Origin of the sequence: Streptomyces sp. NBC_00083 (assembly GCF_026343295.1) — a bacterium.
Lineage (GTDB): Bacteria > Actinomycetota > Actinomycetes > Streptomycetales > Streptomycetaceae > Streptomyces.
Window position 1 is genome coordinate 254966 of sequence record NZ_JAPELY010000002.1, and the last position, 22419, is coordinate 277384.

The window sequence follows — 22419 nt, forward strand, 5'->3', positions numbered from 1 at the left end:
CCGGGCCGGTCATTTGAGGCTGCCGGCGGTGAGTCCGGCCTTCCAGTGCCGCTGGAGGGAGACGAAGGCGACGATCAGGGGGATGACGGCGAGGAGGGAGCCGGTGACGACGAGAGGGTAGTAGCTCGGCTCGGCATGGGTGTTGCTGTTCCAGGCGTACAGACCGAGGCTCAGCGGGAAGAGCTTCTGGTCGCTGAGCATGACCAGGGGGAGGAAGAAGTTGTTCCAGATCGCGGTGAACTGGAAGAGGAAGACGGTCACGAAGCCCGGCATCACCATGCGCAGACCGATCGACCAGAAGGTGCGCAGCTCGCCGGCGCCGTCGATACGGGCGGCCTCCAGCGCCTCGCCGGGGATGTAGCTCGCGCTGAACACGCGGGACAGATACACCCCGAACGGATTGACCAGAACGGGTATCAGAACCGACCAGTACGTGTTGACCAGGCCGACCTTGCTCGCCAGCAGGTACATGGGCAGGGCGAGCGCCGTGGTCGGCACGAGCACGCCGAGCAGCACGACACCGAACAGCTTCTCCTTGCCGCGGAAGGCGTACTTGTCGAAGGCGTACCCGGCGGCGACGGAGACCAGCGCGCAGATGGCCGCGCCCGCGCCCGCGTAGAGCAGGGAGTTGAGGTACCAGCGGAAGTAGACGCCGTCGTTGTACGCCGCGAGCTGCGACAGGTTGTGGCCCAGGTCGAAGCCCTTGAAGGAGAAGGCCTCGCCGGACAGCAGGCTGCCGGTGTCCTTGGTGGCGGCCGTGACCAGCCACACCAGGGGGAAGAGCGTGTAGAGGACGGACAGCAGGAGCGCGCCGTTGACCGCGGTCCTGGACAGCCAGCGGCTCGACGGCCGCCGGGGTCCCGTGGCGGTGGAGGAGGTCACGCCGTGGCCCCCTTCCGGTTGGTGAGGCGGGTGACGACGAAGGAGAGCAGGGCCGCGGCGAGCGCGAGGAGCACGGCGGAGGCGGCGGCGAGCCCGTAGTCGTTACGGCTGAACGCGGCGGTGTAGGCGTACATGTTGGGCGTCCAGGTGGAGGTGACCGTGGAGCTGCCGCCCTGGTTGAGGATGAGCGGCTCGGTGAAGAGCTGGAGCGAGCCGATGACGGTGAAGAGCGCCACCATCACCAACGAGCTCCGGATCAGCGGCAGTTTGATGCCGAACGCGGTGCGCCACTCGCCCGCGCCGTCCATCCTGGCCGCCTCCAGGACGGAGCGGTCGATGGCCTGGAGCGCCGCGTAGAAGATGACCATGTTGTAGCCGAGCCATTCCCACAGGGCGATGTTGACGACGGAGGGGAGCGTGCCGCCGGAGGAGAAGAAGTCGAAGCCGATGCCGCCGGAGTTCATCGCCTTCACGACCGGGCTGAGGCCCGGGGTGTAGAGGTAGACCCAGACCAGCGCGGCGATGATGCCGGGCACCGCGTGCGGCAGGAACAGGGCGAGCTGGAAGAAACGGCGGGCGCGGGCCAGCGTCGAGTCGAGCAGCAGCGCGAGCGCGAGGGCGCCGCCGACCATCAGCGGGATGTAGACCACGCAGTAGCCGGCGAGCACCCAGAAGCCCTCGCGGAAGGCACGGTCGCCCAGCGCCGCCGTGTAGTTGTCGAGCCCGCTGAACACGGTCGTGGCGCCGCCGAACCCGAGCCCCGACTGCTTCTCGGTGAACAGGCTCAGCCAGATCGCGTACCCGATCGGCACCACCGTCACGGCGGTGAACAGGACGAAGAACGGGCTGAGCAGCACGCCGGCGGCGGCGTTGGTGCGGCTGCGTGCGCCGCGGGGCCCCTTGCGGAGACGGGAGGCGGGGCGGGCGGAACGGCGGGCTGGGCCGAGCCCGGGGCGGCCGGATGCGCCTTGACCGCCTGGGACGCCTTGACGGCCGGGGGTGCCTTGCTCGCCGGCCGGCTCCGGTGCGGCCGGGGTGTCGGCCTGCGCGGAGCCGGGTGCCCCGGTGCGTACGGGTGTCGTTGCGTCGTCGTCCGCCGGGGTCGGGCGGTCGCCCTGCTCGCCGGCCGGGCCCGGGGCGGCCGGGGTGCCGGCCGTACCGGAACCGGGCGGGCCGGCGCGCCGCTTCGTCCTCATCCGGTCAGCCCTCGACCTTCAGCCCGCGCTTCTTCAGCTCGGTCACGGTCGCGTCGTGCGCGGCCTTGATCGCGTCGGTGATCGTGACGGAACCGCCGGCGACCTTGCCGAGCTGATCCTTGAGCGTGGTGTTGGTGGTGCCCATGCTCGGGCCCCAGCCCCAGTTGGCGTTGATCGAGCCGCCCGCGGCGTCGAAGAGCTGGTACACGTCCTGGCCGGTGTAGAACTTCGCGTCGAACGCCTTCTTCGCGGCCGGGCGCAGCGCGATGTCGGCCGGGAAGGCGCTCGACGTACCGGACTTGATGCGTGCGTCGATGCCCGCCTCGGTGGTCGACATCCACTGGGCGAATTCGAGGGCGGCCTCGGTCTTGGTGCTGCCCTTGGTCACCGCCCAGGTGGAGCCGCCGAGCATGCCGCTGGCGGGCTTGCCGTCCCAGGTGGGGACGGGGGCCACGGCCCACTTGCCGCTCTGGTCCGGCACTGTTCCGCTGAGCACGCCCGCGCCCCACGAGGCGCCGAGATAGCCGACGGTGGAGCCGTCCTTGAGCGACGCCGTCCACTCGGGGCTGAAGGAGACCGCGTTCTGCACCAGCTTGTCGTCGAGCAGGCCCTGCCAGTAGGCGGCGACCTTGTTGGTGGCGGCGTCGGCGGTGTTGAGCTTCCAGGTGTCGCCGTCGGCCTTGAACCACTGGGCGCCGGCCTGCCAGGCCATCGCCTCGAACGTGGTCGGGTCGTCGGGGAAGAACGTGCCGATGCGGGCCTTGGGGTCGGCGGCCTTGGCCTTCTGTGCGGCCTCCTTGAACTCGGCCCAGGTCCTGGGGACTTCGATCTTGTTCTTCTCGAAGAAGTCCTTGCGGTAGAAGTACGCCTGCGGTGCCGCGTCGAAGGGGATCGCCCAGTTCTTGCCGCCGAGCGTCGTCTGCTGGATCGCCTGCGGCAGGAACTGCTTCTTCACGTCGTCGGTGACGTACTTGCTGATGTCCTGGAACGAGCCCTGGCTCACGAACTCGGGGAGCATCGGGTACTCGACGGTGACGAGGTCGGGCGCGTTGCCCGCCTTCACGGCGTTGGAGATCTTCGCGTAGCCGCCGGCGTTGCCGGAGGGGATCTCCTCGAACTTCACGTGGATGTTCTTGTGGGACGCGTTGAAGGCGTCCACCACGTCCTTGGTGCCCTTCTGCCAGGCCCAGAACGTGATGGTGACGGGCTTGTCGGCGGTGCCCTTGCCCGCGTCGCTCGTCTTGCTGTCCCCGCCGCCGCAGGCCGTGAGCACGGCGAGAGCGGTGGCGGTGCCGACGAGGGCGGAGGTCGATCTGGTCCAACTGCGGCTCACGGAACGGCTCCTGAACGTGAGGGGACGAGGCGATGGCCGCGATCCTTGGCCCAGTTCTGACCGAAGTCAAGAGCGAAAGTTCGATTGATCGAAAAAAGATCAGAGAGTGAGTGAATGTTCGCGGGCTGAGATTGAACGCTCAGGGGGTGGCCCAGCGGGTTGCCCTGGGTTCGCCTAGTGGCGGGGCGGGTTCGCCCACGGGCGGGCCGGGTTCGCTCGACCATCTCTCGGGCCCGAGCACGGGGCGGTCGGCTCGCGGGGCCTTCCGTGGAGCCGCTCGTGTGGGCTCACGGTGCGCTCGCCGCACTCCGCAGGGGTTCGGAGGGCGCTCCGCACGAGGCCCGCACGCGCAGCCTCGGCAGCAGGTCGACATGGCGCCGAGGGGCCGCCTCGCCGCCGGGGCCGTGCGCCGCCGTGCCGCGCAGCCGCTCGATCAGCAGCTCGGCCGCGTACCGTCCGACCTCGTGCTTGGGCGGGGCGACCGCGGTCAGCGGGGTGTCCGCGAGGGCCGCCACCTCGTCGTCGTACGCCACGAGCGCCAAGTCGTCCGGGACCCGTACGCCCAGTTCGGCCAGGCGCTGCACGAGCCGGATGGCATCCACGTCGTTGTGGACGAGCGCCGCCGTGGCGCTGCCCTCCGCGACCGCGGTACGCACCGCCCGCACCGCCCCCTCGAACCCGCTCGGATCCGCCTCCGCCGAGACCGAATCGATCACGGGGAGCGGCGACTTGAGGCCCAGCGCGTCGAGCGCGTGCCGGTATCCGGCCCGTACCGCGATCGCGGTGGGGCTGTCGGACCGCGCCACGAGCAGGGGTGTCGGATGGCCGAGCCCGAGCAGGTGGCGCACCGCGACGAGCACGCCGTGGCCGTGGTCGGAGCAGACCCGGTCAAGATCGTCGAGTTCGCTGCCCGGCACCCCGCGCCGCTCCAGGAGCACCGTCGGCACCGGGAGCCCGGCGATCCAGGCGCCGTGCTCGACCGGGTCGTCCGGCTCCTTCCAACCCGGCGCGATCAGCAGGCCGTCGGCCCCGGCGGCGAGCAGCCCGGCCGCCCGGCCCGCGTCCTCCTGCGGCCGGTAGTCCGAGATCCGCAGGACGAGCCGGGCCCCGGCGGCCGCCGCCGCCTCGTGCGCACCCCGGATGACCTCGGCGAAGTAGTACGTGGCGTTGGGTGCGAGCATGCCGATGACGAGCTCGCGCGAGCCGGCGGGGGCGGTGGCGCCGGGGCCGCGGTCCTGGCGCGGGGTTCCCGCGGGCAGGCCGGCCGCCGAGGCGGTGTTCCCCGCGTCCGGCCAGGAGACGGAGCCGTGCGCCCGGTCGAGGCGGCCCTCGGTGGCCAGGAACTCCACGTCACGCCGCACGGTCACCGGTGAGACGCCCAGCCGGGCCGCGAGATCGGAGACCCGGGCCGTGCCGTGCCGGCGCACCAGTTCCAGCAGTCGGTCATGACGTTCAGCAGCGCTTTCACGCACGGCGGCATCCCCTTCGCGGTGTGGTGGCCCCGGTGGGCCATGACCCTAGTACGGCGTGATCGAACGACAGGAGTTTCGATCATTCGGTCTGACCCATTGACGTTCGATCAAACCGGGTTCTAAGTTCCCAGATATTTCGCGCAGGCTCCCGACCGTGGACCTGGCGCGCAGGTCCCGACGACGCAGACGCCGCCGCCCCACATCCAGCCCGGCCCTCCCGCACCCCCGCCTCCGAGGAGCACCGCACCATGTTCGTCGCGCCCGAGAACCGTGAGCTCAGCCCCTACACCGGCTGGACCCGCGAGCACTGGGAGCGGTCGGCGGACCGGCTCCTGCTGGCCGTACGGGCCCACGCCTCGCCCGGCGGGGGCCTGATCAATCTGCCCGGTGCGCGGCCCAGTTGGTCGGGGCCGCGCTCGGACGGACTGGAAGGCTATGCCCGCACCTGGCTCCTTGCCGCCTTCCGGGTGGCCGGGGCCAGGGGCGACGATCCGCACGGCCATCTGGAGCGGTATGCCGAGGGCCTGGCCGCGGGCACACGACATCCGCTTGCGAGCGGCGCGTTGGACACGGCGTCTCCCGACGCCTGGCCGGCGCCCACCCATGTCCGGCAGGCCGTCGTCGAGGCGGCCTCCGTCGCCCTGGGACTCCGGCTCACCCGCCCCTGGCTGTGGGACACGCTCGACGACCGCGTACGCCGGCGCGTCGTCGACTGGCTGCTGCCCGTCCTCGGGCCGTCCCCGGTCGACAACAACTGGTGGCTGTTCGGCCTCACCGTCGCCGGCTTCCTGCAGGACGCCGGCATCGAGACCGACCGGGCCGCGGCCACCATCGAGCGCGCCCTGGAACGCATCGACCAGTGGTACCTCGGCGACGGCTGGTACAGCGACGGCCCGAACCGCTCCTTCGACCACTACAACGCCTGGGCCCTCCACTTCTATCCCGTTCTGCACGCCCATCTCGCCGGCGACCAGGAACTCCTGGCCCGCTACGGTCCCCGGCTGCGCGCGCAACTCGACGCCCACAGCCGCCTGTTCGGTGCCGACGGCGCGCCGATGCCGTACGGGCGCTCGCTCACCTACCGGTTCGCCGCCGCGGCCGCGCCCTGGCTCGGCACGCTCACCGGCCACACCCCGCTCACCCCCGGCGCCACCCGCCGCCTGGCCTCCGGCACCCTGAAGTACTTCCTCGACCGGCCGGCCGGTGCGGGAGCCACCGACGCCGCAGGGCTGCTCACCCTGGGCTGGCACGGCCCGTACCCGCCGGTGATCCAGAACTACTCGGGCCCGGCCTCCCCGTACTGGGCGGCCAAGGGCTATCTCGGGCTGCTGCTTCCGCCCGAGCACCCGGCCTGGACGGCGGTCGAGGAGCCGCTGCCCGCCGAGACCGCCGACGCCACCCGCACCCTCGGCCCGCCCGGTCTGCTGATCCAGTCGACCGCGGCGGACGGCCTGGTCCGCCTCCACAACCACGGCACCAACAACCATGTGGACGGCGGCAAGGACGAGGACCCCTGCTATGCCCGCTTCGCCTACTCGACCCGGACCGGCCCCACCTCGGACGGTGTGCCCGACAACCACTTCGGACTGCTCTCCCAGGGCGCGTCCACCACTCGGGGGCCCGCCGTCTCGCTGGGCAACGGACCGGGCTGGGCCGCATCGCTTTCCGAGCCGCGACCCGGGCCGCCGGGGGTGCGGATCGTCTCGGTCACCCTGGCGCACGGCCGGGCCGAGGTCCGCGTCCACCTGGTGACCGGCGCCGCCCCCGGCACCCCCGTCCGGCAGACCGGCTGGGCCGTCGCTCCCGGCCGCACCGCCCAGCTCCACCCCGTGCACGGCTATGCGGGGGAGGCCTGCCAACTGGCCGCTGGATCAACCCTGTTCGGCCCGGACTCGCAAGTGCTGGCGCTGCACGGCGAGACCGGAACGGCACCGGCCCTGTTCGTCGCGCTCGCCTCGCTCACCGCCGAACCGGAGCTGGCCCCGGTCCACTCCCTCGCCGACATCGTGGTCGCCGGCCACACCATCCGCGTGAGCTGGCGGGGCGGTACCACCCGGCGCCTGGTGCTCGACCCCACCTCCCCGACGGTCCACGTGGGGGAGGTGGGGTAGGGGTCCGCGGTCATGGGTGCACGGGACCGCATGCGCTGCTGGGAGCCGTACGCCGTTACTGGGGGCCGTACTTGCGGCCCGTCTTCGAGCTGATCCCGCCGAGCAGGCCGCGCGGCGCCAGCTTCACCGCGCCCATGAGCGCCTTGTAGCGCGGGTCGGGGATCGAGAGCGTCTTGCCGCGCGCGAGGTCGGTGAGGGCGGCCGCCACCAGCTTGTCGGCGTCCAGCCACATCCAGCCCGGGATGTTGTCGGTGCCCATCCCGGCCCGCTCGTGGAACTCGGTCCTCACGAACCCGGGGCACAGCGCCATGAGCCGTACTCCGGACCCGGCGAGGTCACGGGCCGCGCCCTGGGTGAACTGCACGACCCACGCCTTGGACGCGCCATAGGTGCCGCGCGGTACGAAGGCCGCGACCGAGGCCACGTTGACGACACCGCCGCGACCGCGCTCGCGCATGGCGACGGTCGCCGCCGAGGTCAGCCGCAGCACCGCCTCGATGTGCACCTTCACCATGGTCAGCTCGTCCGCCATGGACACTTCGAGATAGCGGCCCTTGTTGCCGAACCCGGCGTTGTTGACCAGGAGGTCGACCGGCCGCCGGGGCAGCGAGAGACGGGCCTCCACCGCGGCGATCCCGTCCTCCGTCGACAGGTCGGCGCTCAGCACCTCGGCCTCGATGCCGTGCCGGTCGTGCAGCTCGGTGGCCTGCTCGCTGAGCCGCTTGCCGTCCCGGGCCACCAGCACCAGATCGTGTCCATCGGCCGCGAGGCGCCGCGCGAACGCGGCACCGATGCCGGCCGTCGCTCCCGTAATCAGTGCAGTCGTCATAGGCGCACGTTAATGCCCCCGCCCGGCGCCCGATGACCGGCCCCGCCCCGCCGCCGAACCGGTGCCGACCGCCATGAACTGCCGCAATGACGGCGGTTCTTCGTCGCCCTTCACCGGCCTCCACCGGTCTCTCCGGCACTTCTTCACGAGCGTTCACCGGTTCGACGACGCCTCAGCGGCCCCGAACCGCCGTGAACCTTCACGGACACCACCGAACCGCCCACAACGGTCTGAACGTCACCGAACCGCCGCCCGCCGCGGGCCCCGCTAGGAACCGTGCTTCGTCAGATACGTCCGCACCATCTCGTGTGCCTCGGGCTCCAGCGCGTCGCCCGCCGCGAGGACGCGCGGCATCAGCGTCCGCTCCGTCGTGAACGCACGGAACCAGAACGCGACCGAAACTTCGTGATCCGGTCGTTCGATCACCTCGACCGAGTCGCCCGCCTGGATCTCGCCCGGCTCGATCACCCGGAAGTACGCGCCAGGCACGGCCGCCTGCGTGAAGCGCCGCACCCATCCCTTCTGGTCCAGCCAGCTCGCGAACGTACGGCAGGGGATGCGTCCCGAGGCGACCTCCAGGACCGCGGACCGCCCTATCCGCCAGCGCTCGCCGATCCGGGCGTCGTTGACGTCGACGCCGTACATGGTGAGGTTCTCGCCGAACGATCCGTTGGGCAGGGCGCGGCCGAGTTCCTTCTCCCAGGCGTCCAGGTCCTCACGGGCATAGGCGTAGACGGCCTGGTGGTCGCCGCCGTGGAAGCGCAGGTCGCAGACGTCGTCGCCCTCCACGCCGCTGGCGCCCACACCGCGCGGGCCGGGCGCGAACACCCGGACGGCGGTGTGCACCGGGCGCTTGTCCACGCCTGTGAGGCCGCCCTCGTTGTCGGTGTAGTCGACGGCCTTCGCGCGGCCCACGTTCACAGAGAGAAGCTCCATGGGGGAACGCTAGCCGAGTCGAACTCAAAGCCGCATTCCATTTTTTCTCGCCGTCCCCAAGATTCGCTTATGCTCGAAGAATGATCGAGGCCCGTCATCTCCGCGTCCTGCGCGCCGTCGCCGCCACCGGCTCCTTCTCGGCGGCCGCCCGCGAGCTGGGCTGCACCCAGCCCGCCGTCAGTCAGCAGATGAAGGCGCTCGAATCCTCCGCAGGGACCCCGCTCCTGATCCGCACCGGCCGCGAGATGCGCCTGACCCAGGCCGGCGAGGTCCTGGTCCGGCACGCGTCCGGCATCCTGGCCGGCCTGACCGCGGCGGAGGAGGAGGTCGCCGCCATCGCGGGGCTGCGGGCCGGCCGGGTGCGCCTGGTCTCCTTCCCGAGCGGCTCCTCCACGCTGGTACCGACCGCGCTCGCCGCGCTGCGCGCCGCCCACCCGGGCACCCGGGTCTCCCTCGTCGAGGCCGAGCCGCCGCGCTCCGTGGAGATGCTGCGCGAAGGCGACTGCGACATCGCGCTGGCCTTCCGCTACGGCTCGAACGCCACCGAGTGGGACGACCTGGTGGTGCGCCCGCTGCTCGTCGACCGGCTGGTCGGCCTCGTGCCGCAGGGGCACCCGCTGGCCGACGCCGGCGCCGTCGCGATCAGGGACCTGGCGGACGAGTCCTGGATCGCGGGCTGTCCGCGCTGCCGGCGTCAACTGGTGGAGGTCTGCGAGGAGTCAGGCTTCACTCCGAGGATCGACTTCGCGACCGACGACTACCCGGCGGTGATCGGGCTCGTGGGCGCCGGGCTGGGCGTCGCGGTGATGCCGGAGCTGGCCATCGAGTCCGTACGGCCCAAGGGCGCGCGTACGGTCACCGTCGAGCCCGCCGTCGAGCGGGAGATCGTCGCGCTCACGCTGCCCGACCTCGCCCAGGTCCCGGCCGTCGCGGCCACCCTGGACCAGCTCACCAAGGCCGCGGCGCGCGACTAGGCGCCGCGTGCCTCACAACGCGGCGGCCCGGAGCCGTCGCTGTGCGGCCGGTGCTGGGCCAAACGGCGCAGGAACGTTTCTTCTGATCCGGTCCGCTCCGCCGCCGTCAAGGCGCCTCCATGCTGCCCGTCATGGGTGCGGCGGCCGACACCAGGCGGTTGCGCGCCCGGCCCATGAGTTCTTCGCGCTCGTCCTCGGTGAGCCCTCCCCAGACCCCGTAGGGCTCGCGCACCGCGAGGGCGTGGGCCGCGCACTGCGCCCGCACCGGGCAGCGCATGCACACCTCTTTCGCCGAACTCTCGCGCGCACTCCGCGCCGCGCCGCGCTCCCCCTCGGGGTGGAAGAAGAGCGAGCTGTCGACCCCACGGCAGGCGGCGAGTAGCTGCCAGTCCCACAGATCGGCGTTGGGTCCGGGAAGGCGGGAGAAATCTGCCATTGCTCTTGTCCCCTTGAAACCGTGCTGACGCGGATGGGCGGGCCGGTACGGGACGGGTGCGCACGGGGGCTCATCCGAAACGTACGTACCGACGAAGGTACATCTCTTGTGTAAGTAGATGTAAATATGACTCATTGGGAATCTAGCCACAGACACCAGCAAAAGGGAAGAAAAGCCGCTAAATGGGGCATAGCGCCAAAAGGTGGGCGGACGGCGCGCCAGACTCTCCTGTGTGCACGCTTCCTCACGTAGAGTGCCGAACGTGCCCGCCGAAGCCGTAACTCTTTCGAGTGACCGTCGTTGAGAGTGCGGAGGCGATTGAAAGAACAAGCGCTCGGGCAGGTGTCCGAGAGCGTCAATCGCTCAGGTGACACATGTACCCAGCCTGGAGGCTCAAGGTGACGCGCATCAGCTGCGGAGGGCGGCCATGACATCAGTCCTCGTCTGCGACGACTCCCCGCTTGCCCGCGAGGCGCTCCGCCGCGCGGTTGCGACCGTGCCCGGCGTCGAGCGTGTGACGACGGCGGCCAACGGCGAGGAAGTCCTCCGCCGCTGGGGTGCCGACCGCTCGGACCTGATTCTGATGGACGTACGCATGCCCGGTCTGGGCGGCGTGGAGACCGTCCGTCGGCTGCTGTCCGCAGATCCGGGCGCCCGGATCATCATGCTCACGGTCGCCGAGGACCTCGACGGGGTCGCGCTCGCGGTCGCCGCCGGTGCCCGCGGCTACCTGCACAAGGACGCCTCGCGCGCCGAACTGCGCGCGACCGTCACCCAGGCGCTCGCCGACCCGACCTGGCGGCTCGCCCCGCGCAGACTGCGGTCGGCCGAGATGGGCGCGGCGCCCACGCTCACCGCGCGGGAGATCCAGGTGCTCGAAGGCATGAGCCACGGCCGCTCCAACGCCGAGATCGGCCGTGAGCTGTTCCTCTCGGAGGACACGGTCAAGACGCACGCCCGGCGTCTGTTCAAGAAGCTCGGCGCCTCGGACCGCGCGCACGCCGTCGCGCTCGGTTTCCGCTGGGGCCTGGTGCGCTGACGGCAGGTGCGACAGCCGGTCGGAGCCCCGTCCGCCACCCCGCGGACGGGCCCGGTCGCCCCGCGAACGGCAGCAGTAGGTGTTGCTTCCGCCGCGATGCCGCATCCTTGTAGGTGTGGAGTTCCTCGGGGACAGGTCGGTCGAGCGGGAGGGGGGTGCAGGGGATGGGTTCCGGCGCACCCGCTCATAACGCTTCAGTGCACAACTACGGACGCGGTGCCACGGACGGGACACCCCCGGGGCACCATGGACCGATGCGCGACGACGAGGCTACGGCGCAAGGGGTCATCGGTGCCCTCGTGCACCGTGCTGTCGACGGCGACGAGCAGGCCACGCACGATCTGCTCGCCCATGTCCACCCGCTCGCGCTGCGCTACTGCCGTACGCGGCTGAACCGGCTGCCGGGTGATGCTCGCCACTTCGTGGAGGACCTCGCCCAGGAAGTCTGCGTGGCCGTCCTGATGGCGCTGCCGCGCTACCGCGACACCGGGCGCCCCTTCGAAGCGTTCGTCTTCGCCATCGCCTCGCACAAGGTCGCCGACCTCCAGCGCGCCGCGATGCGCCACCCCGGTTCGACCGCCGTGCCCTCCGACGAGATGCCGGAGCGGCCCGACGACTCGTTGGGCCCGGAGGAGCGCGCCCTGCTCAGCAGCGACGCGGCCTGGGCCAAGAAGCTCCTCGCCAACCTTCCGGAGAACCAGCGGGAGCTGTTGGTGCTGCGGGTCGCCGTGGGCCTCACCGCCGAGGAGACCGGGCAGATGCTGGGCATGTCGCCCGGCGCCGTCCGCGTCGCCCAGCACCGCGCCCTGAGCCGCCTGCGCGCCCTGGCCGAGCAGTAGCAGCGGGCGGTGCCGGCCGGGGGCGAACCATGGGCGCGGGGTGCGCCCGCCAACCCCCGGGATCCACGTGCGAACGTACAAAGAATCGTGATGATCTTGCTCGTGGAATGAGACACCCGCACAGCCCGTTAGCATGGACATCCGCACCGATCAAGGCCATTGGGGAAGGTGTCATGACTGCAAACGTCGACGGAGTGCCCGAGAAGTTCGCGACGCTCGGGCTGACATACGACGACGTGCTGCTCCTGCCGGGCGCGTCCGACATGGCGCCGGAGCAGATCGACACCTCCTCGTATCTCTCGAAGAACGTCAAGGTGAACGTCCCGCTGCTCTCGGCGGCGATGGACAAGGTCACCGAGGCGCGCATGGCCATCGCCATGGCCCGTCAGGGCGGCGCCGGCGTGCTGCACCGCAACCTCTCCATCGAGGACCAGGCCAATCAGGTCGACCTGGTGAAGCGCTCCGAGTCCGGCATGGTCACCGACCCGATCACGGTGCACCCGGACGCCACGCTGCGCGAGGCGGACGAGCTGTGCGCCAAGTTCCGTATCAGCGGTGTCCCGGTGACCGACGCGGCGGGCAAGCTGCTCGGCATCGTCACCAACCGCGACATGGCCTTCGAGTCGGACCGCAGCCGCCAGGTGCGCGAGGTCATGACGCCGATGCCGCTCGTCACCGGCAAGGTCGGCATCTCCGGCGTCGACGCCATGGAGCTGTTGCGCCGCCACAAGATCGAGAAGCTGCCGCTCGTCGACGACGCGGGCATCCTCAAGGGCCTCATCACCGTCAAGGACTTCGTCAAGGCCGAGAAGTACCCCAACGCGGCGAAGGACGAGGACGGCCGGCTGCTCGTCGGCGCGGCCGTCGGTGTCGCGGGTGACGCCTACGAGCGCGCCCAGGCGCTGATCGCCGCGGGTGTCGACTTCATCGTCGTCGACACCGCGCACGGCCACTCCCGCCTGGTCGGCGACATGGTCGCCAAGATCAAGTCGAACTCCTCGGGCGTCGACCTCATCGGCGGCAACATCGCCACCCGTGACGGCGCCCAGGCGCTCATCGACTCGGGCGTCGACGGCATCAAGGTCGGCGTCGGCCCCGGCTCCATCTGCACCACCCGCGTCGTCGCCGGCATCGGCGTCCCGCAGGTCACCGCGATCTACGAGGCCTCGCTCGCCGCCAAGGCCGCGGGCGTCCCGGTCATCGGCGACGGCGGCCTCCAGTACTCCGGCGACATCGCCAAGGCCCTGGTCGCGGGCGCCGACACCGTGATGCTCGGCTCGCTGCTCGCCGGCTGCGAGGAGTCCCCGGGCGAGCTGCTCTTCATCAACGGCAAGCAGTTCAAGTCGTACCGCGGCATGGGCTCGCTCGGCGCGATGCAGACCCGCGGCGACCAGCGTTCGTTCTCCAAGGACCGGTACTTCCAGGAGACCGTCTCCACCGACGACAAGCTGATCCCCGAGGGCATCGAGGGCCAGGTGCCCTACCGCGGCCCGCTCTCCGCCGTCGTCCACCAGCTCGTCGGCGGTCTGCGCCAGTCGATGTTCTACGTCGGCGGGCGTACCGTTCCCGAGCTCCAGGCCAACGGCAGGTTCGTCCGGATCACCTCGGCGGGCCTCAAGGAGAGCCACCCGCACGACATCCAGATGACGGTCGAGGCGCCCAACTACAACAAGCGCTGACGCCCGCAGAGCGCCCGAGGGGCGGTCCCGGAGTTCCCGGGGCCGCCCCTCGTCCGTGTGTCGGGGATACTGGAGCATGCAGACGTAGAGGGAAAGGCCCACACAACGTGACTGAGATCGAGATCGGGCGCGGCAAGCGCGGCCGCAGGGCGTACGCGTTCGACGACATCGCCATCGTCCCGAGCCGGCGCACCCGGGACCCGAAGGAGGTCTCGATCGCCTGGCAGATCGACGCCTACCGTTTCGAGCTGCCCTTCCTGGCCGCCCCCATGGACTCCGTGGTCTCGCCGCAGACGGCGATCCGCATCGGCGAGCTGGGCGGCCTCGGCGTGCTCAACCTCGAGGGTCTGTGGACCCGGTACGAGGACCCGCAGCCGCTGCTCGACGAGATCGCCGATCTCGACGAGGCGACCGCGAGCCGCCGCCTCCAGGAGATCTACGCGGCGCCCATCAAGGAAGAGCTGATCGGGCAGCGCATCAAGGAGGTGCGCGACTCCGGTGTCGTCACCGCCGCCGCGCTCTCCCCGCAGCGCACCGCCCAGTTCTCCAAGGCGGTCGTGGACGCGGGGGTCGACATCTTCGTCATCCGCGGCACCACCGTCTCGGCCGAGCACGTCTCGGGCGCGGCCGAGCCGCTCAACCTGAAGCAGTTCATCTACGAGCTGGACGTTCCGGTCATCGTCGGCGGCTGCGCCACGTACACGGCGGCGCTGCACCTGATGCGCACCGGTGCGGCCGGCGTCCTGGTGGGCTTCGGCGGCGGCGCCGCGCACACCACCCGCAACGTCCTGGGCATCCAGGTCCCGATGGCCACCGCCGTCGCCGATGTCGCCGCGGCCCGCCGCGACTACATGGACGAGTCCGGCGGCCGTTACGTCCACGTCATCGCGGACGGCGGCGTGGGCTGGTCCGGCGACATCCCGAAGGCCGTCGCCTGCGGCGCCGACGCGGTGATGATGGGCTCCCCGCTGGCCCGCGCCACCGACGCGCCGGGCCGCGGTCACCACTGGGGCATGGAGGCCGTCCACGAGGACGTGCCGCGCGGCAAGCTCGTCGACCTGGGCATCGTGGGCACCACGGAGGAGATCCTCACCGGTCCCTCGCATACCCCGGACGGTTCGATGAACCTGTTCGGCGCGCTGCGCCGCTCGATGGCGACGACCGGCTACAGCGAGCTCAAGGAGTTCCAGCGGGTCGAGGTCACGGTCGCGGACGCGCAGCACAAGCGCTGACGTCTGCACCGCTGACGTTTCACACATACGGAAGGGCCCGGATCGATCAATCGATCCGGGCCCTTCCGTATGGCGTGCGTTCCGATCAGGCGGAGGCCCTCTTGGCGCCCGAGAAGGCGGCGACGGCCGCGATCAGGAAGAAGAGGAAGGTCATCGGGTCGGCGTCGGCCTTCCATGCCTCGTTCAGGAGGCCGAAGTGCTGGAAGAACAGCTCCGACACGGTCACCGGCAGCTCCTTGGCGGCGATGATCGCCTCGCCGAGGAGCTGGCCGAAGTAGACGGCGACCAGGGAGAGCACGGCACCGAGGACGGGCAGCGCGGGGTTGCGGCCGCCCGCCTTGCCGGTCGCGAAGCCCACGATGAAGCCGACCGCCACGGCCGCGTAGCCGATCTCGTGCTTGGTGGCGCCGATGATCGCGCCGTAGATGCCCGCCGTGACGACGGCGGCGACGATCGCGGTGATCAGGCCGAGCGCGAAGTTGTTGCGCACCGGAGCGGCCGGCGGCGCCATGGGGTAACCGAAACCGCCGGCCTGCGGCGGCTGGGCCTGGTCGAGCGGGCCCGGCTGCTGAGGCTGGTGCGGTGGCGGAAAGGACTGGCTCATCTTCGCGTTCCCCCTGGAAACAAACATGGACAAGCGCACGGTTGTGCGATTGAGCGGCCCCGAAGAGTAACAGGCCGATCCGCGTTCGCGTAGGGGATAAATAAAGGCTGGAATCAGAGCCGGTGCGCCGCCCCCGCAGGGGTCGCGCCCCGGGTGTCCAGGAGGAGCTGTGCCTTGACCGCGAGGCCCTGGAGGTCGTAGGTGCGGTGGTGCTGGAGAAGCACCGTCAGATCGGCGTGGGCGGCGGCCTCGTAGAGCGAATCGGCGCGCGGCACCGGCTGGTCGCGCACGCGCCAGGTCGGCACGAGCGGGTCGTGGTACGTGATCTGCGCGCCCAGATCCATCAGGCGTCCGGCGATCTCCTGGGCGGGTGAGCCCTCCTCGTCGGCGAAGTCCGGCTTGTAGGTGACGCCGAGGAGCAGGACGCGGGCCCCGCGTGCCGACTTGCCGTGCTCGTTGAGGAGCGTGGTCGAGCGCTGGATGACGTAGCTGGGCATGTGCGCGTTGATCTCGCGCGCCAGGCCGACCATGCGCAGGCCCGCGTAGGGCAGCGGGGCCGGATCGAGCGGGATGCCGTGGCCGCCGACGCCGGGGCCCGGCCGGAAGGCCTGGAAGCCGAACGGCTTGGTCTCCGAGCAGCGGATGACGTCCCAGAGGTCGACGCCCATGTCGTGGCAGAGCACGGCCATCTCGTTGACCAGGGCGATGTTGACGTGCCGGAAGTTGGTTTCGAGCAGCTTGGACATCTCGGCCTCGCGAAGCCCCCGGGCGCGCACCACCTTGTCGGTGAGGCGGCCGTAGAACGCGGCGGCCGATTCCGTGCAGGCCGGGGTCAGCCCGCCGATGACCTTGGGTGTCGCGGCGAAGCTGTGGGTGCGGTTGCCGGGGTCGATGCGGCTCGGCGAGCAGGCGAGGTGGAAGTCGCGCCCGGCCCGCAGACCGGATCCCTCTTCAAGGAGCGGGCGGAGGAATTCCTCGGTGGTTCCGGGGTATCCGGCCGACTCCAGGATGACGGTGGTGTGCGGCCGCAGCCGGCCGGCGAGTGCCCGTGCGGCGTCGGCCACCGCGCCCAGGTCGAGGGTGCGGTCGGCACCCAGGGAGGTGGGGGCGCAGATGACGGCGGTACGGACCCGGCCCAGCTCGGCGGGGTCGGTCGTGGTGCGGAAGCCTCCCGCGGACATGCGGCGCAGATCGGCCGGGGTGAGCGAGCCGTCGACAGGAGTGCGCCCCGCGGCGAGTTCGGCGACGGCTCGTGGATCGGTGTCGTGGCCGACGGTCTGGATGCCGGCGGCGACGGCGGCTTGGGCGAGGGGCAGGCCCAGGTGGCCGAGTCCGATGACGGCGAGGTCTGCGGGCATGTGACCGTCCTTCCCTTAGCCGGAGGGGACATGGAGCGCAAGCCCTGTGGACAGAATGGGCGTGCGGAATGTCAGACTAAGAGGAAATATGACTGATTTGCGGCATTGGGAGGGTGTGGGGGAGCGAGTGTTGTCCACAGGCGGTGGCCGATGTCGGTGGTCCCGTCCAGAATCGAGTGTGTGAGCCAGACCACCCGGTCTGCGGGACCACCCCGACCAACCGGAGGCATGCCGTGAGGACAGCGACACTGGGACCCGAGCAGCGCGCACATGCGCTCGCCGCCATGACGGAGGGCGAGCTCGACGTGCTGGTCGTGGGCGCGGGGGTGGTCGGCGCCGGCACGGCACTCGACGCGGCGACCCGCGGCCTGGCCACCGGCCTCGTCGAGGCGCGGGACTGGGCGTCGGGCACGTCCAGCCGCTCCAGCAAGCTGATCCACGGCGGGCTGCGCTATCTGGAAATGCTCGACTTCGCCCTCGTGCGCGAAGCGCTCAAGGAGCGGGGCCTGCTGCTCGAACGGCTCGCGCCGCACCTCGTGAAGCCCGTCCCGTTCCTCTACCCGCTCCAGCACAAGGGCTGGGAGCGGCTGTACGCGGGATCCGGCGTCGCGCTCTACGACGCGATGTCCCTGTCGTCGGGCCACGGCAGGGGCCTGCCGACACACCGTCACCTGAGCCGCCGCCACGCCCTGCGCGTGGCCCCCGCGTTGAAGAAGGACGCGCTGGTCGGAGCGTTGCAGTACTACGACGCGCAGATGGACGACGCCCGCTATGTGACCACCCTGGTGCGCACCGCGTCCTCGTACGGTGCGCAGGTCGCCAACCGGGCCCGGGTGGTGGGCTTCCTGCGCGAGGGCGAACGCGTGGTCGGTGCCCGGGTGCAGGATGGAGAGGCGGGCGGGGAGTACGAGATCCGCGCCAAGCAGGTCGTCAACGCGACAGGGGTGTGGACCGACGACACCCAGGCGCTGATCGGGGAGAGGGGGCAGTTCCATGTACGGGCCTCGAAGGGCATCCACCTGGTGGTGCCCAAGGACCGGATCCACTCGAATACCGGCCTGATCCTGCGGACCGAGAAGTCCGTGCTCTTCGTCATCCCCTGGGGCCGGCACTGGATCGTCGGCACCACCGACACCGACTGGGACCTCGACAAGGCGCACCCGGCCGCGTCCAGCGCGGACATCGACTACCTGCTCGAACACGTCAACTCCGTGCTCGCGGTGCCCCTGACCCGGGACGACGTCCAAGGCGTGTACGCCGGCCTGCGGCCGCTGCTCGCCGGCGAGTCGGACGCCACGAGCAAGCTCTCGCGCGAACACACCGTCGCGCACCCGGTGCCCGGCCTCGTCGTGGTGGCCGGCGGAAAGTACACGACGTACCGGGTGATGGCGAAGGACGCCGTCGACGAGGCGGTGCACGCGCTCGACCAGCGGGTGGCGGCCTGCGTCACCGAGGACGTTCCGCTGCTCGGCGCCGAGGGCTACAAGGCGCTGTGGAACGCTAGGGCGAGGATCGCGGCCAGGACCGGGCTGCATGTGGTGCGCGTGGAGCACCTGTTGAACCGGTACGGCTCGATGGCGGAGGACCTCCTGGAGCTGATCACCGCCGACCCCGCGCTGGGCGAGCCGCTCGCCGCGGCGGACGACTACCTGCGCGCCGAGATCGTGTACGCGGCCTCGCACGAGGGCGCGCGCCACCTGGACGACGTGCTGACCCGGCGCACCCGGATCTCCATCGAGACCTTCGACCGCGGGACCCGCTCGGCCCGGGAGTGCGCGGAGTTGATGGCGCCGGTCCTCGGCTGGGACACCAAGCAGATCGAGAAGGAGGTGGAGCACTACGAGAAGCGGGTGGAGGCCGAGCGGGAGTCGCAGCGCCAGCCCGACGACCTGACGGCGGACGCGGCCAGGCTCGGGGCGCCCGACATCGCCCCGGTCTGAGACGTGGGGGCGTAGCCGGCGGGGCCGGTCCCGCCGGGCCGTGCGGAACCGGAGCGGTGCCCCCTGCCGTGTAGTTGACGAGGCTGCTGGTGCGGCAGGTGCAGGAGTGGGGCCGGCGGGTCGGCGCGTCCCGGTCCGTACGCGGCGTTCGTACGCGGCTTCGTGCTCCGGCTCTGTACTCAGCGGCCCGTCGCGGCACTACGGTGGCCACGAACGTCTTGGTGCATGCCGCCCGCGCGGAGAGTCCGAGCGGGTGGAGGTGCCGGCGGGTGCGGTGCGGTGCCGAGCGGCGCGATCCCGCCGTCGGTGGCCGGTCGTGTCCGAGCGGTGAACGGGCACGGAAGGGGCCCGCTTTGCCGGGTTTTGACGCCGTGTCGATGACGCACAGTGGTGTGGTCATCGCTGGGACGAACGGGCCCGGAAGCCTCGGCACGCTGGGCTTCCTCCACTCCGCCGTCAACTTGGCGGCCGACGGACCCGGGACCATCACCGGTCCCGGCGTGAGGGACAATGGGGGCTCTGCCAGGGCGGGTTACGGGCCTCGCGCGGACGCCGGGTTCGCGTACGGCTCCGGGCGGGTCGGGCACCCGGCCGGGCAAGCAGGTCGGAGCGGTGCGCCGGGCCGCCTCCCACGAGGCAGGTCGCGGCGGGCCGCGGGCCGAGGCCGGCGCGGGCGAAGATCAGGAATCGCAGAGGGGACGCATGTCGGAGGCGGAGCAGTCGCGGGAACCCCAGCGGGACGAGCGACAGGAGCCGGGGGCGTCGTCGACGCCCGCAGAATCCGCCTCGGGCGAGGCGGGCACGAAGTCCGGGCGGCGCCCGGCGGATGCGGCGGACGCCGCGGCCGCGGGCGACCGGGCGGACGAGCCCGGCCGGGGCTCGGCTTCGCGTGCCGCCGAGCCGGACCGGACCTCCGCGGCGACGCCGGGCGAGGCCGGGCCGCCGGACACCGGGCGGGGCACGGCCGCCGCCAAGGGCCGGCCGGACCCGAGGACATCGGTCGCCAAGTCCGGTACGGACGCGGAAGGTGCGACGGGGTCTGCCGCATGCGCCGCCGGAGCGAAGACCAAGTCGCCGCAGACGGAGGGCACCGCGAAGTCGACGAGCACCACGGCCGGCAGGGCGGCTGACACGTCGTCCGGCACGTTGTCCGGCACGCAGGCCGAGAAGGCGCAGGACACCGAGCCGTCCGCCCAGCCGCAGGACGCCAAGCCGGAAGCCGCCAAGCCGTCCCCCCAGTCGCAGGACGCCAAGCCGGAAGACGCCAAGCTGTCCCCCCAGCCGCAAGACGCCAAGCCCGCCTCCCGAGCCACCGGCGCCACCTCCGGTGCCAAGTCCGGAGTCAAGACGAGCCCCCAACTCTCCAAGGCCAAGCCCGCCCCCGAGTCTGACGCGCTGAAGTCGGCCTCTGGGGCGAGCGATGCCAGGCCCGACGCCGTGAAGTCGGCCTCCGTGCCGGCCGATCGGAAGCCCGCTGCCCAGGAGGGTCCCGGTGCCAAGTCCGGCGCGGGGCTTGCCAAGGGCGGGGCGTCCGGCGCCGCGGCCGGGGCCGACAGCGGTGGGGAAGGGCGGCTGCTCGCCGGGCGGTACCGGCTCGGTGGTGTGCTCGGGCGGGGCGGGATGGGCACGGTCTGGCGGGCCGTCGACGAGACGCTCGGTCGGACCGTCGCCGTCAAGGAGCTCCGCTTCCCCTCCAGCATCGACGAGGACGAGAAGCGCCGGCTCATCACGCGCACCCTGCGCGAGGCCAAGGCGATCGCCCGGATCCGCAACACCGCCGCCGTCACCGTCTACGACGTGGTGGACGAGGACGACCGGCCCTGGATCGTCATGGAGCTCGTCGAGGGCAAGTCGCTCGCCGAAGCGGTGCGCGAGGACGGCACCCTGACGCCCCGCCGGGCCGCCGAGGTGGGTCTCGCCATCCTCGACGTGCTGCGCTCCGCGCACCGTGAGGGCATCCTGCACCGCGACGTGAAGCCGTCCAACGTGCTGATCGCCGAGGACGGCCGGGTCGTCCTGACCGACTTCGGCATCGCCCAGGTGGAGGGCGACCCCTCCATCACCTCCACCGGCATGCTCGTCGGCGCGCCCTCGTACATCTCGCCGGAGCGGGCCCGCGGCCACAAGCCGGGCCCGGCCGCCGACCTCTGGTCGCTCGGCGGGCTGCTGTACGCGAGCGTGGAAGGCGTGCCTCCGTACGACAAGGGCTCGGCGATCGCGACGCTCACCGCCGTGATGACCGAGCCGGTCGACCCGCCCAAGAACGCCGGGCCCCTGCTTGAGCAGGTCATCTACGGGCTGCTCGCCAAGGACCCGGCGCAGCGACTGGACAACGCGGCCGCGCGCAAACTGCTGACCGAGGTGTTCAACGCGCCCGAGCACGAGGAGATCGTGCCCGAGCCGGTGTCGTCCGAGGCGACGCGGGTGGTTCCGCTGCCCCCGCTGCCGCGTGAGCCGAAGACCGACGCGGCGGCCGAGCGGATGCGCGGCGCGCTCAAGTCCGTACGGAACGCGGCGGCCGAGGCCAAGGCGTCGGCCAAGGAGAAGGCCCAGGGCGCCCGGGAGGCGCGCGACGTGCGCGCCAAGGCGGTGCCCGCGCCGCGGTCGAGGCCCGGTTCGCCGTCCGGCCCGGTCCCGCCGCCGCGCGCCTCGCTCACCGACGTCGTGCCGCGCCGCACCCTGATCATCATCGCGGTGGTCGCGGCGCTCGCCATCCTCGGCACGGTGCTCGCCCTCTCGCTCGGCGGGGGAGACGACACGTCGGGCAAGCCCAAGAGCGACAAGGCCGCCGCCTCCAGCGGACCCGCGGCCGGGGGCTCGCCCGCGAGCAGCAAGAAGGGCGGGGGCGGGCAGTCGTCCGGCGGGAGCACCCCGTCGGGCCAGGGCTCGTCGAGCGGCCAGGCCGCCACCGCCGGACAGGGCGACGGCAAGGGCACCGGCGACGCCACGGGCACGGGCGACGGAACCGGTACCGGCGCCACCGCGGGCAGTGGTGACGGCGGCAAGGGCGGCGCCGGCTCCGTGGCCACCACGCCGTACAAGTCGGACCAGGGCTTCTCCATAGGGCTGCCCGCGGGGTGGTCGTACAAGTCGACCGACGACGCGGGCGCCCGCTTCACCGGCCCCAACGGGCAGCGCCTGCTGATCGGCTGGACCGACACCCCGAAGTCGAACCCGGTGGCCGACTGGATGAGCCAGGAGTCGTCCATGACGAGGCCGAACTACAAGCGGGTGAAGATATCCGCGGTGAACTACCGGGGATGGCCCGCGGCCGACTGGGAGTTCACCTACGACGACAGCGGCACCAGGTACCACTCGGTGGACCGCGGCTTCGTGGTCAGCACGAGCCGGGGCTACGGCATCATGTTCTCGGCCAAGGACGAGGACTGGTCGAAGCCGGAGACGCAGGCGACGCTGGCCGCGCTCTTCGCCACCTTCCAGCCCGCCTGAGCCGGCGGACCCGGCCCGGTGCCGGGGCCATGGCCGCGCGGCCCGGGGAAACGGGGTATCCCCCGGACGTGACGCGCCGGGGCCACGTATCGTGAGAGCTCGCGGACGG

General features: G+C 71.6%; 17 protein-coding genes. 8 read left to right on the forward strand and 9 right to left on the reverse strand.

All coding sequences use genetic code 11. The annotated features are described in order from the left end of the window. Positions 1 to 9: 9 nt before the first annotated feature. From OOJ98_RS17675 to OOJ98_RS17690, 4 genes are all read right to left on the reverse strand, one after another. A complete protein-coding gene (locus tag OOJ98_RS17675) occupies positions 10 to 882 on the reverse strand; it encodes a carbohydrate ABC transporter permease (protein ID WP_267055851.1) in 873 nt (290 codons plus the stop codon). Beyond that, positions 879 to 1739 (reverse strand): carbohydrate ABC transporter permease, encoded by an 861-nt coding sequence (locus OOJ98_RS17680; RefSeq protein ID WP_267057006.1) that lies wholly within the window; start codon positions 1737 to 1739, stop codon positions 879 to 881. Before OOJ98_RS17680 ends, OOJ98_RS17675 begins: the two co-directional genes overlap by 4 nt. A 343-nt stretch (positions 1740 to 2082) precedes the next feature. Further along, entirely contained in the window at positions 2083 to 3411 is a 1329-nt protein-coding gene (locus OOJ98_RS17685; RefSeq protein ID WP_267055852.1) for an ABC transporter substrate-binding protein, read from the reverse strand. Positions 3412 to 3698: 287 nt separating this feature from the next. Then, positions 3699 to 4883, reverse strand: a complete 1185-nt coding sequence (locus OOJ98_RS17690) for a substrate-binding domain-containing protein (protein WP_267055853.1) — start codon at positions 4881 to 4883, stop codon at positions 3699 to 3701. A gap of 248 nt (positions 4884 to 5131) precedes the next feature. Here OOJ98_RS17690 and OOJ98_RS17695 point away from each other — a divergent pair, with 248 nt between their 5' ends. After that, the gene (locus tag OOJ98_RS17695; RefSeq protein WP_267055854.1) at positions 5132 to 6994 is read left to right on the forward strand and encodes a DUF2264 domain-containing protein; all 1863 of its coding nucleotides are present in this window, start codon (positions 5132 to 5134) and stop codon (positions 6992 to 6994) included. A gap of 55 nt (positions 6995 to 7049) precedes the next feature. On the opposite strand, the gene OOJ98_RS17700 is transcribed toward OOJ98_RS17695, so the two are convergent. Beyond that, positions 7050 to 7823 carry an SDR family oxidoreductase gene (locus tag OOJ98_RS17700; protein WP_267055855.1) on the reverse strand — a complete coding sequence of 258 codons (774 nt, stop codon included), beginning with the start codon at positions 7821 to 7823 and terminating at the stop codon, positions 7050 to 7052. 267 nt (positions 7824 to 8090) lie between these two features. After that, positions 8091 to 8759, reverse strand: coding sequence for an MOSC domain-containing protein (locus OOJ98_RS17705; RefSeq protein WP_267055856.1), 669 nt, complete (start codon positions 8757 to 8759; stop codon positions 8091 to 8093). Positions 8760 to 8839: 80 nt separating this feature from the next. On the opposite strand from OOJ98_RS17705, the gene OOJ98_RS17710 reads away from it, so the two are divergent. Continuing rightward, the gene (locus OOJ98_RS17710; RefSeq protein WP_267055857.1) at positions 8840 to 9733 is read left to right on the forward strand and encodes a LysR family transcriptional regulator; all 894 of its coding nucleotides are present in this window, start codon (positions 8840 to 8842) and stop codon (positions 9731 to 9733) included. Between the two features lie 106 nt (positions 9734 to 9839). On the opposite strand, the gene OOJ98_RS17715 is transcribed toward OOJ98_RS17710, so the two are convergent. Continuing rightward, on the reverse strand, positions 9840 to 10169 hold the full coding sequence (locus OOJ98_RS17715) for a WhiB family transcriptional regulator (RefSeq protein WP_267055858.1): 330 nt from the start codon (positions 10167 to 10169) through the stop codon (positions 9840 to 9842). Positions 10170 to 10596: 427 nt separating this feature from the next. Here OOJ98_RS17715 and OOJ98_RS17720 point away from each other — a divergent pair, with 427 nt between their 5' ends. From OOJ98_RS17720 to OOJ98_RS17735, 4 genes are all read left to right on the forward strand, one after another. Further along, positions 10597 to 11208, forward strand: coding sequence for a response regulator transcription factor (locus OOJ98_RS17720; protein WP_003948568.1), 612 nt, complete (start codon positions 10597 to 10599; stop codon positions 11206 to 11208). A 254-nt stretch (positions 11209 to 11462) separates the two neighbouring features. Next, positions 11463 to 12047 carry a sigma-70 family RNA polymerase sigma factor gene (locus OOJ98_RS17725; protein ID WP_267055859.1) on the forward strand — a complete coding sequence of 195 codons (585 nt, stop codon included), beginning with the start codon at positions 11463 to 11465 and terminating at the stop codon, positions 12045 to 12047. A 173-nt stretch (positions 12048 to 12220) separates the two neighbouring features. Next, the gene (guaB, locus tag OOJ98_RS17730; RefSeq protein ID WP_267055860.1) at positions 12221 to 13726 is read left to right on the forward strand and encodes an IMP dehydrogenase; all 1506 of its coding nucleotides are present in this window, start codon (positions 12221 to 12223) and stop codon (positions 13724 to 13726) included. A gap of 107 nt (positions 13727 to 13833) precedes the next feature. Further along, a complete protein-coding gene (locus tag OOJ98_RS17735; protein ID WP_267055861.1) occupies positions 13834 to 14958 on the forward strand; it encodes a GuaB3 family IMP dehydrogenase-related protein in 1125 nt (374 codons plus the stop codon). 85 nt (positions 14959 to 15043) lie between these two features. Here OOJ98_RS17735 and OOJ98_RS17740 read toward each other — a convergent pair whose 3' ends face one another. After that, complete coding sequence (locus tag OOJ98_RS17740) at positions 15044 to 15562, reverse strand: hypothetical protein (RefSeq protein ID WP_267055862.1); 519 nt, start codon at positions 15560 to 15562, stop codon at positions 15044 to 15046. A 113-nt stretch (positions 15563 to 15675) separates the two neighbouring features. Beyond that, on the reverse strand, positions 15676 to 16920 hold the full coding sequence (locus OOJ98_RS17745) for a nucleotide sugar dehydrogenase (RefSeq protein ID WP_267055863.1): 1245 nt from the start codon (positions 16918 to 16920) through the stop codon (positions 15676 to 15678). Positions 16921 to 17153: 233 nt separating this feature from the next. On the opposite strand from OOJ98_RS17745, the gene OOJ98_RS17750 reads away from it, so the two are divergent. Continuing rightward, a complete protein-coding gene (locus OOJ98_RS17750) occupies positions 17154 to 18860 on the forward strand; it encodes a glycerol-3-phosphate dehydrogenase/oxidase (RefSeq protein WP_267055864.1) in 1707 nt (568 codons plus the stop codon). A gap of 1572 nt (positions 18861 to 20432) precedes the next feature. Beyond that, the gene (locus tag OOJ98_RS17755; RefSeq protein WP_267057007.1) at positions 20433 to 22310 is read left to right on the forward strand and encodes a serine/threonine-protein kinase; all 1878 of its coding nucleotides are present in this window, start codon (positions 20433 to 20435) and stop codon (positions 22308 to 22310) included. The last annotated feature ends 109 nt before the right edge of the window (positions 22311 to 22419 follow it).